Annotated in this window: 11 protein-coding genes and 1 pseudogene; all 12 read right to left on the bottom strand. The window is 59.7% G+C overall.

Features of this window, described 5'->3' with window-relative positions:
* Positions 1 to 33 precede the first annotated feature (33 nt).
* The gene (locus ACWIKB_RS02265) at positions 34 to 669 is read right to left on the bottom strand and encodes a LysE family translocator (protein ID WP_475265143.1); all 636 of its coding nucleotides are present in this window, start codon (positions 667 to 669) and stop codon (positions 34 to 36) included.
* Complete coding sequence (locus ACWIKB_RS02260) at positions 669 to 1,466, bottom strand: SDR family NAD(P)-dependent oxidoreductase (RefSeq protein WP_475265142.1); 798 nt, start codon at positions 1,464 to 1,466, stop codon at positions 669 to 671. Before ACWIKB_RS02260 ends, ACWIKB_RS02265 begins: the two co-directional genes overlap by 1 nt.
* The gene (locus ACWIKB_RS02255) at positions 1,448 to 2,644 is read right to left on the bottom strand and encodes an ATP-grasp domain-containing protein (RefSeq protein WP_475265141.1); all 1,197 of its coding nucleotides are present in this window, start codon (positions 2,642 to 2,644) and stop codon (positions 1,448 to 1,450) included. Before ACWIKB_RS02255 ends, ACWIKB_RS02260 begins: the two co-directional genes overlap by 19 nt.
* The gene (locus ACWIKB_RS02250) at positions 2,641 to 3,897 is read right to left on the bottom strand and encodes an ATP-grasp domain-containing protein (protein ID WP_475265140.1); all 1,257 of its coding nucleotides are present in this window, start codon (positions 3,895 to 3,897) and stop codon (positions 2,641 to 2,643) included. The genes ACWIKB_RS02255 and ACWIKB_RS02250 overlap by 4 nt, the downstream gene beginning before the upstream one ends.
* Positions 3,898 to 3,939: 42 nt before the next feature.
* Positions 3,940 to 4,896 (bottom strand): TauD/TfdA family dioxygenase, encoded by a 957-nt coding sequence (locus tag ACWIKB_RS02245; protein WP_475265139.1) that lies wholly within the window; start codon positions 4,894 to 4,896, stop codon positions 3,940 to 3,942.
* A 141-nt stretch (positions 4,897 to 5,037) separates the two neighbouring features.
* The gene (locus ACWIKB_RS02240) at positions 5,038 to 6,879 is read right to left on the bottom strand and encodes a carbamoyltransferase family protein (RefSeq protein WP_475265138.1); all 1,842 of its coding nucleotides are present in this window, start codon (positions 6,877 to 6,879) and stop codon (positions 5,038 to 5,040) included.
* A complete protein-coding gene (locus ACWIKB_RS02235) occupies positions 6,876 to 8,792 on the bottom strand; it encodes an iron-containing redox enzyme family protein (protein ID WP_475265137.1) in 1,917 nt (638 codons plus the stop codon). Before ACWIKB_RS02235 ends, ACWIKB_RS02240 begins: the two co-directional genes overlap by 4 nt.
* A 309-nt stretch (positions 8,793 to 9,101) precedes the next feature.
* On the bottom strand, positions 9,102 to 10,151 hold the full coding sequence (locus tag ACWIKB_RS02230) for a hypothetical protein (RefSeq protein WP_475265136.1): 1,050 nt from the start codon (positions 10,149 to 10,151) through the stop codon (positions 9,102 to 9,104).
* 792 nt (positions 10,152 to 10,943) lie between these two features.
* Positions 10,944 to 11,849, bottom strand: a complete 906-nt coding sequence (argB, locus tag ACWIKB_RS02225; protein WP_475265135.1) for an acetylglutamate kinase — start codon at positions 11,847 to 11,849, stop codon at positions 10,944 to 10,946.
* A gap of 24 nt (positions 11,850 to 11,873) precedes the next feature.
* A pseudogene (locus ACWIKB_RS02220) lies at positions 11,874 to 13,250 on the bottom strand (phosphomannomutase/phosphoglucomutase); the annotation flags it as partial.
* A gap of 284 nt (positions 13,251 to 13,534) precedes the next feature.
* Positions 13,535 to 13,990 carry a dUTP diphosphatase gene (dut, locus tag ACWIKB_RS02215; RefSeq protein ID WP_462029242.1) on the bottom strand — a complete coding sequence of 152 codons (456 nt, stop codon included), beginning with the start codon at positions 13,988 to 13,990 and terminating at the stop codon, positions 13,535 to 13,537.
* A gap of 5 nt (positions 13,991 to 13,995) precedes the next feature.
* A complete protein-coding gene (gene coaBC, locus ACWIKB_RS02210; RefSeq protein ID WP_475265387.1) occupies positions 13,996 to 15,204 on the bottom strand; it encodes a bifunctional phosphopantothenoylcysteine decarboxylase/phosphopantothenate--cysteine ligase CoaBC in 1,209 nt (402 codons plus the stop codon).
* Positions 15,205 to 15,289 lie beyond the last annotated feature (85 nt).

The raw sequence follows: 15,289 nt of genomic DNA, 5'->3' as shown, positions 1-15,289 counted from the left end.
TTTCAGCACTAGTGGAAAAGCCCATCCATCTTGTCAGGTCAAGGGCTTGCGCAGCAGGATATCGATCGCAAATACGCCCAGGACAGTCCCGGACACCCAGCGTTGGGAGCGCATTGCCAAGGGGCGCGTGGCCAGGAAGTTGCTGACCCTGGAGGCGGCCAGGACGATGATGCCGTTCACCGAGACGGCAATCACGATCTGTACCAGCCCGAGTTGAATGAACTGCTGTAAGGTCGATCCTGCGGAAGGATCGATGAACTGGGGAATCAGGGCGGAATACATCAACGCAATCTTTGGATTCAGCAGGTTCGTCACCAGCCCCATACTAAACAGCCGTTTCGGCGAGTGAGGCGGTAGCTGGCGCGCCTCGAAAGGGGAGGTACCCTTGGGTTTGAGCATGTTCCAGGCCAGGTAGCCCAGATAGAACGCGCCCGCGATCCTGACTACGTCGTAGGCCATCGGCACGGCCTTGAACAAAGCAGCCAACCCCAATGCCGAAGCCAGCAGGTAGCACACAAAGCCTAGGGCCACACCCGCCAGGGAAATCACCCCCGCCAGTCGTCCTTGGGAAATCACCCGCGAGGTGAGGTAAACCATATTAGGTCCGGGTGTCAGCACCATGCCCAAGGCAATGATGGCGACACCCGCCAGGTTTTCCAGCGCAACCATTAGCGTGCTCCTTCGTTTACAGGGGTATGGGCCGCCGGCTGCTGCTTGAGCCAGCCGAGACTGCCGCGAAACAGCGCATGCTGGGCGCGCTGGGCCACTGGCCGAACGACGATCTCGTCGACATTGACATGGGCCGGCATATCGGCGATCGAGGCCACTATATGGGCGACATCCTCGGCGCTCAAAGGCCTGTCGACATTCTCGTAGATGCCCTTGACTCGCTCGGCATCGCCGCGAAAACGATTCAAGGAAAACTCCTGCGTATGCACCATGCCGGGTAGCACTTCGGTGATGCGCACCGGCAGGCCCGCCATTTCCAGTCGCAAGGACTGTGTCAGGGCTCGCTGAGCGCTTTTGGCCGCGCAATAACCACCGCCCCCTTCATAGCCGGCGAGTGCCGCCGTGGAGGTGACATTGACGATGCACCCTTGGGATGCGATGAGCCGAGGCAATAGCAGTTGGATCATCCGCAAGGTCCCGAGCACGTTGCTGTTGAACATGTCAGTCCAGTCCTCGGTAGTCGCCGTGCCTACCGTATCCAGGCCAAGGGCTCCGCCCGCACAGTTCACTAGAAGATCGCAGCTGGCGACCTGTGCAAGGTTCTCTTCCCGCGCTTGGGTCACGTCCAGCACGATAGCGTGCCCGCCGGTTTCTCCGGCGATCCGCTCAAGCCGATCTCCCCTGCGCGCCACCAGGAATACCCGCCAGCCACGACTGGCCAAAGTACGGCCGCATGCCTCTCCAATGCCACTACTGGCCCCCGTAATAACGGCTGTTCTCACGATTGAACGCTCCATGATTTGGATAACTGTTGGAAGATCTTCCCTACGTCGCGTGCCAGCGCGCAACCCTCGAAACTGCGCAGGCGAAGGCGGGTCCTGGCGCCCTCATAGACACCGCTGGCGCTGTGCTCCAGATCCTGAGGCTGGGCCCAATATAGGGTTCCCAGGCTCTCGCGCGGCGAGCTGGCGCGCCGGGCGATCACCCACGCACCCCGCTCGCGGTGTAAGGGGCGGCCCTCATTGCTGCGTCCGCGAGCAAGGTCCCTGTAGCGGGTGGACGCCCCTGTCTGGAGCTCCCAGGCGATCCCCAACAGGTCAATATCCCTCACCTCCCGCCAGAGGAACGGAATTTCGGCACCGCCAACCCGGGCACCAATTTCCAGAAACAGCAATTCGTCACCCTGCTCGAACAGTTCGAGGTGGAAGACGATTTCCCGCGCTGGAGCGAAGGCCATGAGCAATTGCCCGACGCGCCGGGCAATCCGTTGCTCGTCCTCACCTTCCTCCAGCTCAATGCTGCCCAGAGGGCTGTCCGGGCCGAAGTCGGCGCAACTATTCACATAGCGCGATGCCGTGACTACCACGATCCGTTCCCCATCCCACCAGCCGTCTACGTGCAGGATGGGGGCGGCGCAGTAGACTTGAACCATCATCGGCTCCATTGCCTGCTGCAACTGATCAAGATCCCCGGGACCGCGAAGGATCTTTACGCCGCGACTCGCCGTTCCATAGCGCGGCTTGAGCACCAGCGGATAGCCGTGACTGGCCGCTAGTCGCTCCACGGCTTCGCAGGAATCGGCGGCCACTGCGGGCAACACGCTAATCGACGTCTGCCGGCCAGCAAATTCCAGCATGGTGAGCTTGTCGCGAAACCGTTCGGTCCAGGCAACGGAATCTCCCGGTATTCCCCATTGCTCGCGAATCGAAGCAGCGTTAAGCAGGTCGCCTTCATTGAGGGCGACCACTAGCGCCGGAACGCCGTACTGCAGGATCAAGCGCCCGGCCTCAGCCTTTACGCCCTCGGCATCGTCCAGAGAGGCCAGCGTCGAACTCGACGCCAGTCGCTCGCTCGGCAGCGATGCGAGGGATTCGGGTGTGCAGATCGCCCGAATCATCATCCCATCAGGCAACTCGTATCGGTCGTAGAGGGCTTGGCAGCCGACCCAACGATGCAAGCAGAGCACGTAGCTCATGCCTTGGACTCCACGATGAAGTGAACCGCCTCCACCAGTTCGTCTCCAATTCTGACGGCTTCTTCACGCGTGGAGCCCGTTGCCAGTACATACCCTGAGACACAGTCGGCAACGGTGTCGAGCGGTGGAATCTGGTCGCCCTTGTGCTTCTGGATGACCACGGCACGCTCGGACTTGCCCAGTTCGAACAAAAACGGCAGGAACACCAGTGGGGTCTCGCCCTGCCTGGTGTGACGTACGTCTACGTCGGGCTTGAGGTCGAGCTCAACCTTCGTCACCTTGCCAGGCGTCGGGACGAAGAATTGAATCGCGGCACCGGCCTTCGGTTCGGGCGACACCTCTGGCAGAGTGTCGATACCCAGGGGCACGGTCAGGAACATCCGGTTCAGGTCCAGGCCAAACGCGCGCCTCACCAGTTCCGGGGCACCCGAGCCGGCCAGACGGGCGTGGGATTCAAGTACCCGAGGGCCTTTCGGGGTAAGCACGAACTCGCTGTGGGACGGACCTTCCTCCAGCTCTACGGCGTCGAGCAGGCGGCAGGTCATTTCCTTCAGCTCTTTCAGCCATTTCTTGGCTTCAGTGCTCGGAGTGCTGACCTCCCACTCGACGTACTTGTCGTTCATGCGGTACTGGGAATAGCCGATCGGCAGGTGGCGGCGCTTGAAGGAGAAGGAGTCCACGCTGACGACCGGCCCCTCCAGATATTCCTCGATGATGATGTATTTGACGTCAGCGTTCTGTAGCGCCTGCCAGGCCTTCGTGGCGGAAACTTCGTCATCGCAGGGATGGATATGCAGGCTGGCCACACCTTCTGCCGGCTTGAGTACCGATTTGCCATGCTCTTTAACGAAGGCAATGGCGTCCTGCGCACTGGTCACATGACGGTAGGCTACGGGGCTCAGGTCATGTTTGGCCAGCAGATCACGCATGGCCACCTTGTCCTTGAGCAGGCGCGCGGTCTTGTAGGAAACCCCGATGAGACCGAAGTGTTCGACCACCTTGCCCGTCGATTCGCCTGCCACTTCGGTGGTGGTGATGATGCGATCAAACGGACGTTCGCGATGTAGGGGTTCCAGCACCTTGATGATCGCGTCAGCGTCATCGATCCTGGCATGCACCACCTGTTCGCAATGGGCGACGATTTCCTGTTCGTAGTCCCCCTCTTGGTGCACCAGGACTACGTCGATGCCCAATTCCTTGGCGCCATGAATGGGCGCGGGGCGGCCACCGATTACTGCGATACGCTTGTTCATGCGTGAACTCCATGTTTGTCGTGATGGGTCTTGAAGAAAGGCTTAACTGCCGTACACCCTGCGCAGCCAGCGTACGTTGCTGTCAGGCATGGGTTTGAACGCCTTGCGTCGGTGCAGCACGCGGGCGTTCTTGAAAATGAAAAAGTCACCTGGCTGTAGCACCACCTCTATACCCTGGGCATCGCGCAGGCATTGGCGCAGGATCCCAAGGGCTTCGGCGCTGTCCGGGTCGAGCGCCGCCACGATGCCGTCGTCGAAGCGCAGGCGATTACCGCTATTGCCCTGTTCGAGGATCGGCAGCACCCTCTGCTGGCCATCGAAACCCTCGTTGGACGCAGGGGCACCGAAGGTGTAGGCAGGCTTCTGCAATTGGGTGATCGCCCAAGCGGGCAGCTGTGAAAGGACGTGATCCACACAGACGATATCGGTGGAGGCGCGTTCGAGGTTGCGCACGGCGGTAAAGGCCAGGTAGTTCGGTACGGATGCCGTGACATCCTGGCCCTGGTTCTCGAAGGGCCAATTGGGATTATCGGTGTGCCAAAAAAACTCGACGTCCGCGCCCCACGAGCTCGTGGTGCCTGCGGCCTCCGGCACCGGAACCACGTTCCTGACCAGCTTGCCGAGGTTCTCGTACTCAACTGCATGCGGCCGGACACCCAGCAATCGCAGCATGCCGAACTGCAGCAGATCAAAATCCAGGATGCACTGGGCATTGGCCAAGAAGCCATTGCGCGGCGTGACGACATCCGTGGAGATCGAAATGCCCCGCAGTAGCAGCGCCTTGTGCGGGCTGGTGGGGAACGCACGGATCGCTTTGACAATATCGCCGTCCAGCACGGTGCTCAGCCAGCCCTCACCGATCTCTCCCACGCTGTCAGCGCGGTGCGGCGTTTCGGCCAACCTTTCGCGACAAGCCTCCAGTCCGGTCAGGTCGGGGTCATCGATGATCATGACCTGGACCACCGAAGCCTGCTGAACATCCATGGCCATAATGCTCATGATTTGCGTTTCAGGTATGAGCTGGCCTTGGGGTCCGGCCGGTGTGCGAACGCAGCGGTTCGGCGTAGATACATTCCCAGCGGCAGGATCAGATAAAGCAGAACGTAATTCATGGTGCACCTTCCCTAGTGAATGAATTGATCAGTCCAGCGGCACGGTCTCGCGCCAGTCGACCGTTTCCTCGAACTGAGGCTGCTCCGACTTTTCCAGGTAGAAGTCGCCGATCGCCAACACATCCATGTTGGTGCGCATGAAGCAGCGGTAGGCCTCGAACGGGGTGTTCACGATAGGTTCGCCACGCACGTTGAACGAGGTGTTGACCAGTACAGGGCATCCCGAATGCTGGTAGAAGCGCTCAAGCAGCGCGCGGAACCGCGGGTTGCGTTCCCGGTCCACGGTCTGCACCCTGGCCGAGAAGTCCACATGGGTAATCGCCGGCAGATCGCTGCGCGCCACCTTGAGCAGGTCGATGCCGGTCAGCCGCGCATGCTCCTGTGGGATCGCCTTGCGAATGCCCTCAGCCACAGGTGAGACCACCAGCATGTATGGGCTCTCCTCGACAATGTCGAAGTACTCCGCCGCTTTTTCCTCAAGCACCACGGGCGCGAAAGGGCGGAAGGACTCGCGAAACTTGATGCGCAGATTCATGGTCGACTGGGTGTCCAGGCGGCGCGGATCTCCGAGGATCGAACGGGCGCCCAGCGAGCGTGGACCGAACTCCATTCGTCCCTGGAACCAGCCGATAACCCCGCCGCCCTCGATGCTGGTGACCACGCGGTGGTCAACCTCCTTCTCCGAGAGCCTGTGGAAAACGGCACCGCAGGCTTCCAGCTCGTCCCTGATCTGCTCTTCACTGTATTCGGGGCCGAGCAAGGCTCCGCTCATGCCATCGAGGACGCCAGTGGGCAGTTCGCGACGGGTCACCCCGCGATGTTTGCGGTCGGTCAACAGCGCGGCGCCCAGCGAGCCACCCGCATCGCCCGCCGCCGGTTGAATCCACAGCCTATCGAAGGTTCGTTCGCGAGAGATCACGCCATTGGCCACACAGTTGAGGGCGACACCCCCGGCCATGCACAGTGATTTCTCGCCTGTGAGCTCACGGGCAGTCTTGGCCAAACGCGATACCACTATTTCGGTGACTTTCTGCACGGACGCAGCCAAGTCGAATTCGCGTTCAGTCAGTGGCGCCTCGGGCAAGCGCCGGGCGCCACCGAACAGCTGTTCGAAGGCCTCGCCCGTCATCACTTCCCCCTTGATGAACTCGAACTTCGTCCAATCGAGCCTGAAACTGCCGTCGGGCTTCACGTCGATCAGGTGCGAGAGGATCGTGTCGACGTAGGTTGTCTTGCCATAGGGCGCGAGTCCCATGAGCTTGTATTCGCCGGAGTCCACCTTAAAGCCGCAGAAATAAGTGAACGCCGAGTAGAGCAGGCCTAGCGAATGGGGGAAGGACAGCTCTGCGACCAGTTCGATGCCGTCTGCTTTGCCGTGCCAGAGGGTGGTCGTTGCCCATTCGCCGACACTGTCGATGCACAGGATCGCGGCGCTCTCGAACGGGCTTGGGAAGAAGGCCGAAGAAGCGTGGGACGCATGGTGGCCGTGCACTTCGACGCGGCGGTCGTCCCGGTCACCCATTGTTTTCAGATGACGCACGACCTCGCGGTCCATCCGTCGTTTGGTTGACAGCCAGTCGCCAAGCACCGGCGCGTAAGTGCGCGCGGCCGAAAATCCCGCCACGGCGGTTGTCGAGAGCACCCGGCGGAACTTGAGCGCCGGGTCTTCGTAATAGGCGACATGGTCAACTTCCGCCAGTTTGATGCCGGCGTGCGCCAGGACATACTCAATGGCCCGTTGTGGAAGGCCCGGGTCATGGCGGACCCGGCTAAAGCGCTCTTCCTGGGCGGCGGCAACGATCTTTCCGTCCACCACCAAGGTCGCCGCGCTGTCGTGATAGAAGGCAGAGATGCCAAGCGTGCACGTCATAGCAGCGACCTCACTTTCTCGCGAAACTTGTCCAGCATTGTTTGCTCCTTGGGTGGATTGAGCGCGACGAATCCAGTACGGATACGCGCCCATATTTCGTCACGGTCACTTCTAGGAAATGCGCCGAGGTAAGCATCGAGGCTCGCGGCAGCCCATGCCGTATGCCCGGTGGAGATATTGTCGATGGAGTTGTGCAGATCGACGAACATCGTCGGGTAGCCATAGGCGATCAAGGCTTTGTGGGTGCGCCGATAGCCACCTCCGACACCGGACAGCTCCATCGCCAGGTTCAGCCCGAGGATCTCCGGGCAGTAGGTTTGGGGATATCGTCCGATCGACAACCAGAACACCGGCAGTCCGAAGTTTTCGCCGTTGAAGCAGGCTGCATTGGCGTAGTCAGGGTGGGCGGTGGCCGGCAATTCGCCATGTACCGCCGTGAGCAAATGGCGGTAGATGACGGGATGGTTCAGACTCTCAATACCGTTGCCCAGCTCATCGAAAAGCGTCTCGAACAGTCGGCTGCCGTACGCTGTGGAGGCCACCGCCGGATGGGCGAACCCGGCCAGCCATGCACCGTCGATCATCGTCAACGGTGCCAGGGACAGGATATCGGCGACCACCTCTTCGCGGGACGGTAGCTCTTCGTCCTGTTCCAGCGCTTGATTGGACGCCTCGTGTTGGCCTTGCAACCACTGCCGCAGGACACCGGGAGCCCATTGCTCCGGCAAGGGGCAATGCCCCTCGGCGACCCCGCGCGAGGCCTTGGCCAGCCAGCGCGTCACGTAGTGTCGGCTATAGCATTCTTCTGCAGGCGTGAGTTCCACGCGCAGCATGCGCGGGTATGCCTGTCGTGGGCTGAGGCTGGCGACCAGGATCGGCGCATCGTTGTCCTCCCGAATGGCCCCGATGAGCATGCCGTCGTCTTTCCATATCTGGCAGGCTGCCGATTGCAAAGGCGCATCGGCGTAGGGCAGGCCGGCGATCCAGCGATGAAGAATGGCAATGTCGTCGCGACTGAAGATGCGGAACATCTTGCCCCGAGGCGCAATCAGGCTGGTGAGCAGCGGACTCGACTCCGGTTGGCCCGCCCTCACGTAGGCGCTGGCGGCGAGGTGGTCGAGAAACTTCAAGGAGTCGTCGACCTCCAGCAAGGGCTTCATTGGCACCTTGTTCAGTCGCGTCTTCTCATGATATTGACAAGCATCCAGCCGACGAAGACTGATCAGGTGACGCGCCGCCTCCCTCGGATCGAGCCAGCGCTCAAGCACATTGAGCAGAGCCTCGCTCATCACCTCGGTTTGCCAACGCGCCCACAGGTAACCCTGGCGTACGCCCGTGTGGCCGGACTCTCCCGCGTGCATGAGGAATTCCCGCACTGCCGTTTCGGCGAGCGCGGCGAGGTCATCGGTACCACCGGCAGGGTCGCGACGCAGATCGAGAAACTGGCAAGCGGACGGCTCATCGTCGGCGATGAATTCGAACGAGGGCAGTAGCCCGCAATGACGCAAATATAGGTTTGCACCCAAGACCTGAGCGATCAGCGACTCCGGAAAGTGCCCGAGCACGGCCAGGGTCGAGGCAAAGTTGAAGGCCCCATCCGAGATCCTTGGGTCAGCTACCGCCCGCAGGAGGTCTTCGCCGGCATCTGCCAGCGAATACTGACGCAGCAACTCCTGGTAGCGCTGGATGCGACTGGCCCCCGGCTGACCGACACCAACATCCGCCGCATGGACTCTCAGCGCTGCCATCGCATAACGCGCTTCGTTGTTCCAGCTGCCACACACTCCATGAATCAGGTACTGGCTGCCGATCAGTAAGGGCATCGCCTCCAGCGCCGCCTTGGCACGCAGCGCCCGGGCATCCGCTTCGTTAGCCTTGATCGCCTCAGCCAACCTGCGGAATCCGTCGCGCATGGGCCTAAGCCGCTCGAATGCGACGCCCGGCAGCGCGGCCAGGGCCGTCTCACTGGCGAAGTCGGCGTCTGTCGTGTCTCCTCCAGGTACCGCGTCGAGGCAGGTACGCAGAGTGGCCGACGTAAACATGCGCCTAACCTCTTCCCCAGCCTGAGCCCCAAGGAAGCTAGAAAAGATCTGCCTATTAGTCTTCATTAGTGCATCGGATAGATGGAGGAATTGTTCTTCTTTTTCTTGGCTTTTTTATTTTTCTTAAACAGTGAGCCAAGTGCTTTGCGAATTCGCTTTAACATACAGTCTCCTCAATGCTTAATGCAGGTTTCGATGAATAGCGCGTGCCACAACATCATTACCAAGGTCAGTAAAGTGTGCACGGTCGACGAAAATCCACTCATCGGACGGACGCTCACGCAAATCATCGACCAAGTTTGCAAATCGAATGCCCAGCGCATAACAACCGTTAGCCAACTTATCGGCATAACAATCAGCGACGGCGGCATCAGATATATCGCCATACAAGTGTTGCCAGGTGCCCAGTTGGGAAATCCGGTCAAGCTCATCGAACAGTTTCTGCTCTTCGGCGCACGGCTTTCTTACCCAAGTCGCCAAGGGCTGCATAACGAAGGAGAGTTCCGCACCCAAAGAGTCCGCAAGCCGTTTCCAAGTGGCCAGGCAATTGAGGGTATCTTGAGTGGCGCGCGCTAGCGTTTGGTCAATCGGTGGTACTGAGGTGGTTTCAGCTGGCCACTTTGGAAGTTTGACAGGTGGTAGTTCGGCGCCATGTTCCTCAGCGACTTCATCAAACTTTTCGTAATACTCTCCGCAGAAATAGAACGGCGGTAGATCGCCGCGGATGAACTCAGGAAGGCGGGCCATAACCAGCGTGTTGAAGCCCCCCATGACCACGATCCGGCGCACTTTGGGCAAGCGGTGGACATGCAGCATGAACAACATCAGTTCCTGGGTCGCATTGAAGCAATGTCCCGCGAAATTCAGCCATGGCGTAGCGTCGGGATCATGCAAGGAAAGGCGGCTCACCACAGAGGCGGCATCGCTGGAGGCCCCGTAACCCAAGGCTGGCGAAGCCCCGACGAGCAAGTTGACCTCCGGTGTCGTACTGGCCTCTAGGCTGCCGACACTGATCGGCCGGCCTTCGGCATCATGTGCGAAACGAAATCCCAGCCGATCGGTATTGATCGACGCTGATCGATAGTCGGCGGCATTGAAGCTCATGACATAAGGCAGGTACTGGGAACGGCCACGGCTTGCGAATCGATCATAGTCGATCATCTGCGGCGTCAGCTTCACACGTTCCAGGCTGGAATCATCAAGTGCAATGCGTTTACGACTTTTGAACATGACCAGGCCACTCCTTGATTAAGAATCGGAATTCCATTTGACCAGGGAAACTTTTTTCAGGGCAAACGCCAACATACAATTATCGAAGTAATAATTGCGAAATTACGAAATTTCTAACAGCGAACAACGGCCACTACTGAGCCGCACCGTTCAATGTGAAAATCGAAATTAATATAGATGAGATACGGGAGCGGAAATCGCGCCGCTATAAGGTGCGGTGCAATAAGAAGGGATTGGGTGGGTATTCAATATCGCCCAGAGGCGTGATATGGAAGCGTTGTATTCTGCAACGTGGCGTTGCCGAGAGTTCCCAAGCATTTGTATATCCCTATACTTTATTCCCTCCGGTCCTCGGAAGGTGCAATCATTGTCTCGATTCTAAGCGTTAAATCTTTGGTGTCAATACGTAACAACTCGTATTTCATCGATGAATATTCATGCGGGGCGGTAAGGCCAATTGCCATATGAATAGTTACTGCTCGGTTATGCATACGCATGGATACAATGTATGGAGTGACATGACGCACTTTTACGAGAAATCCAAACAAATAAGTCAATAAAGTCTGATAACTGGCGCGTTCGCCATTGGACTTCTGAATAGGAATGTGATTCGCGATATTTTTGCTTTCCGCAGGTCAGCATGCCAACTTCGACCTCATCCGACATCCCGCCGGTATTGGTCCGTGGTCAGGTATTCGTGCGCGCAAAAAAAATCGCAGGCTTCGTCAGGTCCGACGGATTATTCATACGTCCGTAGGAGCTGCGAAGGCTGCGATCTTTTTAAGGCGTTACTCAGGGACGCTTGCGATTACTGATCAAAGTACCTACACCCGTATCGGTGAAGATCTCGAGCAGAATCGCATTCGGAACCCGACCGTCAATGATCAGCGCACTGCCCACGCCGCCTTGCACCGCTTCCAGCGCGCAACGGATCTTTGGCAGCATGCCGCCGTAGATCGTGCCGTCGGCGATCAGATCGTCGACTTGCTGGGTGGTCAGGCCGGTGAGGACCGTGCCCGACTTGTCCATCAGGCCGGCGATGTTGGTCAGCAGCATCAGCTTTTCAGCTTTCAGCGCTTCGGCCACTTTACCGGCCACCAAGTCAGCGTTGATGTTGTACGACTCACCATTGGCACCCACGCCAATCGGCGCAATCACCGGAATGAAATCGCCTTTGACCAGCAGGTTCAGCAGGTCGGTGTTGATCCCGACCACTTCACCCACCTGGCCGATGTCGATGATTTCCGGCTGGGTCATCTCCGGCGTCTGCCGGGTCACGGTGAGCTTCTTCGCACGAATCAGCTCGGCATCTTTACCGGTCAGGCCGATGGCGCTGCCGCCATGACGGTTGATCAGGTTGACGATGTCCTTGTTGACCTGGCCGCCGAGGACCATTTCCACCACGTCCATGGTTTGCGCGTCAGTCACGCGCATGCCATCGATGAAGTGGCTCTCGATCGAGAGGCGCTTGAGCAGGTCGCCGATTTGCGGGCCGCCGCCGTGAACGACCACCGGGTTAATGCCGACGGCTTTCATCATCACGATGTCGCGGGCGAAGCCGGTTTTCAGCTCCTCGCTTTCCATCGCGTTGCCGCCGTATTTGATCACCAGCGTCTTGCCGACATAGCGGCGAATGTAAGGCAGCGCTTCGGACAGGACCTTGGCGGTGTTGGCGGCGGCTTCGCGTTCGAGGGTCATTCAGGGCTCCGGTGCATCAAAAAATCAGAACGGTAGTTGGAGATCAGGGGCAACACGCTTCAACTGGACTTTGAAAACGTCCTTGATGCGCTGCAATTCAGCCTCGTCATCAGCCTCGAAGCGCAGCACCAGCACCGGCGTGGTGTTGGAGGCGCGAACCAGGCCCCAGCCTTTGGCGTAGTCGACTCGCACGCCGTCAATGGTGGTCAGGTCAGCGCCTTCGCCCCACTTCGCGTCGTGCAATGCATCAATGATGCTGAATTTGCTCTCTTCGGTCACATGGATATTGATTTCAGGCGTAGAAATATCGTTCGGGAAGGTCGCAAACAACTCTTCCGCAGTGGATTTTTCCTTACTGAGGATCTCCAGCAGCCGCGCGGCGCTGTAAATACCGTCGTCAAAACCGAACCAGCGTTCCTTGAAGAAGATGTGCCCGCTCATTTCGCCGGCCAACAGGGCGCCGGTTTGTTTCATTTTCTTTTTGATCAACGAGTGACCGGTCTTCCACATTAGCGGACGACCGCCGTATTCCTTGATCAGCGGCGTCAGGCGACGGGTGCATTTGACGTCGAAGATGATCTCCGCGTCCGGGTTGCGTTCCAGTACGTCGCGGGCGAACAGCATCAGCAGGCGGTCTGGGAAGACGATGCTGCCGGTGTTGGTCACGACGCCGACGCGGTCGCCGTCGCCGTCGAAGGCCAGGCCCAGGTCAGCGTTGGTTTCCTTGACCTTGGCGATCAGGTCGACGAGGTTTTCAGGTTTGCCCGGGTCCGGGTGGTGGTTCGGGAAGTTGCCGTCCACGTCGCAGAACAGCGGGATCACTTCGCAGTTCAGTGCTTCGATCAGCTGCGGGGCGATGACGCCGGCCGCGCCGTTACCGCAATCGACTACCACTTTCAGGCGGCGGGCCAGTTTGATGTCCTGGACGATTTCGGTGTTGTAGCGATCGAGGATCTCGACCTTGGTGATGCTGCCCTTGCCGCTGCTCAGGTTGTTGGTCTTGAGGCGTTCGTGCAGGGCCTGGATCTGTTCGTTAGCCAGGGTATCGCCGGCGATGACGATCTTGAAGCCGTTGTAGTTCGACGGGTTGTGGCTGCCGGTGAGCATTACCCCGGATTTGCCAGCCAATACGTTGGCGGCGTAGTACAGCGCCGGAGTGGGCACCAGGCCGACGTCGCTGACGTGGCAACCGCTGTCGGCCAGGCCTTGAATCAGGCGTTCGACCAGTTCCGGGCCGGACAGGCGACCGTCGCGGCCAACGCTGACGTTTGGTTCATCCTGGGCCAGGCTTTGGGCGCCAATGGCGCGGCCGAGCCAATAAGCGGTTTCACCGTTCAAGAATTCCGGGACGGTGCCGCGAATGTCGTAGGCGCGGAAGATGCTGTCGGGGAACTTGGGTGCGACTTGGGCTGGGCTGCTCATCTGTGGGAATGCTCCATTTCTAAAGTGACTGGACTTGCCCCCGAAGTGTTCGTGGGCAGGCTCAAACTGAAGGGTATGACGGCGTTTTCCACAGAGAGTTCGTGGTGTGCAAAGGCCATGACCCCGATGCCAGCAAGCATTTTGCCTGCCAATACCTTGATTTTCAGTGGTAAACCATCCAGATGACGTCTGTGCAATTTTCATCCTGAAATGCAAAACGCTGACGTGCGGCCGGGCAGGGTGCCGAGCCGCACCGCGGTGTATCAGTGACTGCCGGAATGACCGAAACCGCCGGCACCGCGCTCAGTTTCGACGAACTCTTCGACCATCTCGAAGTGCGCTTGAACCACCGGTACGAGAACCAGTTGAGCCAGGCGTTCACCGACCACCATGTTGAAGTCGGTCTGGCCGCGGTTCCAGCAGGAGACCATCAGCGGGCCTTGGTAATCGGAGTCGATCAAGCCGACCAGGTTGCCCAACACGATGCCGTGTTTATGGCCCAGGCCGGAGCGCGGCAGAATCAGTGCGGCCAAACCTGGATCGCCGATATAGACGGACAGGCCGGTCGGGATCAGCACGGTTTCGCCCGGCTTGATCACGGTGTCTTTTTCCAGCATGGCGCGCAGGTCGAGGCCGGCGGAGCCAGGGGTGGCGTACTGCGGCAGCGGAAAGTCGGTACCGATGCGGGGGTCGAGGATCTTGGCTTGCAAAGCGTGCATGTAAATTAAACCTGGTTCAGACGGTCGGCGATAAAAGTGATCAGCTGGCGAGCAATCTTGCTCTTGCTGGTCTGGGCGAAAAGTGTGGCGTGCAGGTCACGGTCGATCACGCTGCAGGCGTTTTCTTCGCTGTTGAAGCCAATACTCGGGTTGGCGACGTCGTTGGCGACGATCAAATCGAGGTTCTTGTCTTTCAACTTGCGGGCTGCGTAATCGAGCAGGTGTTCGGTTTCAGCGGCGAAACCGACACTGAACGGACGGTCGGGACGAGTGGCGATGGTGGCCAGGATGTCTGGGTTACGCACCATCTGTAGCAACAAGCCGTCGCCGTTCGTAGGGTCTTTCTTGAGTTTTTGTGGGGCGACGACTTCCGGGCGGTAGTCCGCGACCGCTGCCGAGGCGATAAACAGGTCGCACGGGATCGCGGCTTCGCAGGCGGCGAGCATGTCGCGGGCGCTGACTACGTCGATGCGGGTGACACGATCCGGGGTCGGCAAGTGCACCGGGCCGGTGATCAGGGTCACGCGGGCGCCGGCTTCTACCGCAGCTTCGGCCAGGGCAAAGCCCATTTTCCCGGAGCTGTGGTTGGTGATGTAGCGCACCGGGTCGATGTTTTCCTGGGTCGGGCCGGCGGTAATCAGCACGTGTTTGCCAGTCAGCGCCTGACGCTGGAAGCAGTCCGCCGCGCACTGGGCGAGGTCGGTGGCTTCGAGCATGCGACCCATCCCGACGTCACCGCAGGCTTGGCTGCCGGAGGCTGGGCCGAAGGATTTGATGCCGCGGCTTTCGAGCAGTTGCAGGTTGGCTTGGGTCGCCGGGTCGCGCCACATGGCCTGGTTCATCGCCGGGGCCACGGCGACCACCGCGTCGGTGGCCAGCACCAGAGTGGTCAGCAGGTCATTGGCAATGCCTTGGGCCAGACGGGCGATCAGGTCCGCAGTGGCGGGGGCGATCAGCACCAGGTCGGCCCATTTAGCCAGCTCGATGTGGCCCATGGCAGCTTCCGCCGCGGGGTCCAGCAGGTCGAGGTGAACCGGGTGCCCGGACAAGGCCTGCATGGTCAGCGGGGTGATGAACTCGCTGCCGCCACGGGTCATGACCACGCGCACTTCGGCGCCCTGGTCGATCAGGCGGCGAACCAGGTCGGCGCTCTTGTAGGCAGCAATGCCGCCGCCGACGCCCAGAACGATGCGTTTCCGATACAGCCGCTGCATAGGTCTGCCTTTCATTTCGTTGATGACTGCATGGCGAAACCCCCTCCCCAGGGATGCATTCGCCCGCAAAAAAGATGGGCTACGA

The organism is Pseudomonas sp. 5Vm1k (assembly GCF_056161485.1).
Note: the sequence above shows the minus strand (reverse complement) of the source record. Positions and strands in the feature narration are given on the sequence as shown.

Excerpts from the sequence above, each read along its gene's own strand:
- ACWIKB_RS02265 (WP_475265143.1), bottom strand. The coding sequence starts at position 669 with ATGGTTGCGCTGGAAAACCTGGCGGGTGTCGCCATCATTGCCTTGGGC.
- ACWIKB_RS02260 (WP_475265142.1), bottom strand. The coding sequence starts at position 1,466 with ATGGAGCGTTCAATCGTGAGAACAGCCGTTATTACGGGGGCCAGTAGT.
- ACWIKB_RS02255 (WP_475265141.1), bottom strand. The coding sequence starts at position 2,644 with ATGAGCTACGTGCTCTGCTTGCATCGTTGGGTCGGCTGCCAAGCCCTC.
- ACWIKB_RS02250 (WP_475265140.1), bottom strand. The coding sequence starts at position 3,897 with ATGAACAAGCGTATCGCAGTAATCGGTGGCCGCCCCGCGCCCATTCAT.
- ACWIKB_RS02245 (WP_475265139.1), bottom strand. The coding sequence starts at position 4,896 with ATGAGCATTATGGCCATGGATGTTCAGCAGGCTTCGGTGGTCCAGGTC.
- ACWIKB_RS02240 (WP_475265138.1), bottom strand. The coding sequence starts at position 6,879 with ATGACGTGCACGCTTGGCATCTCTGCCTTCTATCACGACAGCGCGGCG.
- ACWIKB_RS02235 (WP_475265137.1), bottom strand. The coding sequence starts at position 8,792 with ATGCGCGACGGATTCCGCAGGTTGGCTGAGGCGATCAAGGCTAACGAA.
- ACWIKB_RS02230 (WP_475265136.1), bottom strand. The coding sequence starts at position 10,151 with ATGTTCAAAAGTCGTAAACGCATTGCACTTGATGATTCCAGCCTGGAA.
- argB (WP_475265135.1), bottom strand. The coding sequence starts at position 11,849 with ATGACCCTCGAACGCGAAGCCGCCGCCAACACCGCCAAGGTCCTGTCC.
- dut (WP_462029242.1), bottom strand. The coding sequence starts at position 13,990 with ATGCACGCTTTGCAAGCCAAGATCCTCGACCCCCGCATCGGTACCGAC.
- coaBC (WP_475265387.1), bottom strand. The coding sequence starts at position 15,204 with ATGCAGCGGCTGTATCGGAAACGCATCGTTCTGGGCGTCGGCGGCGGC.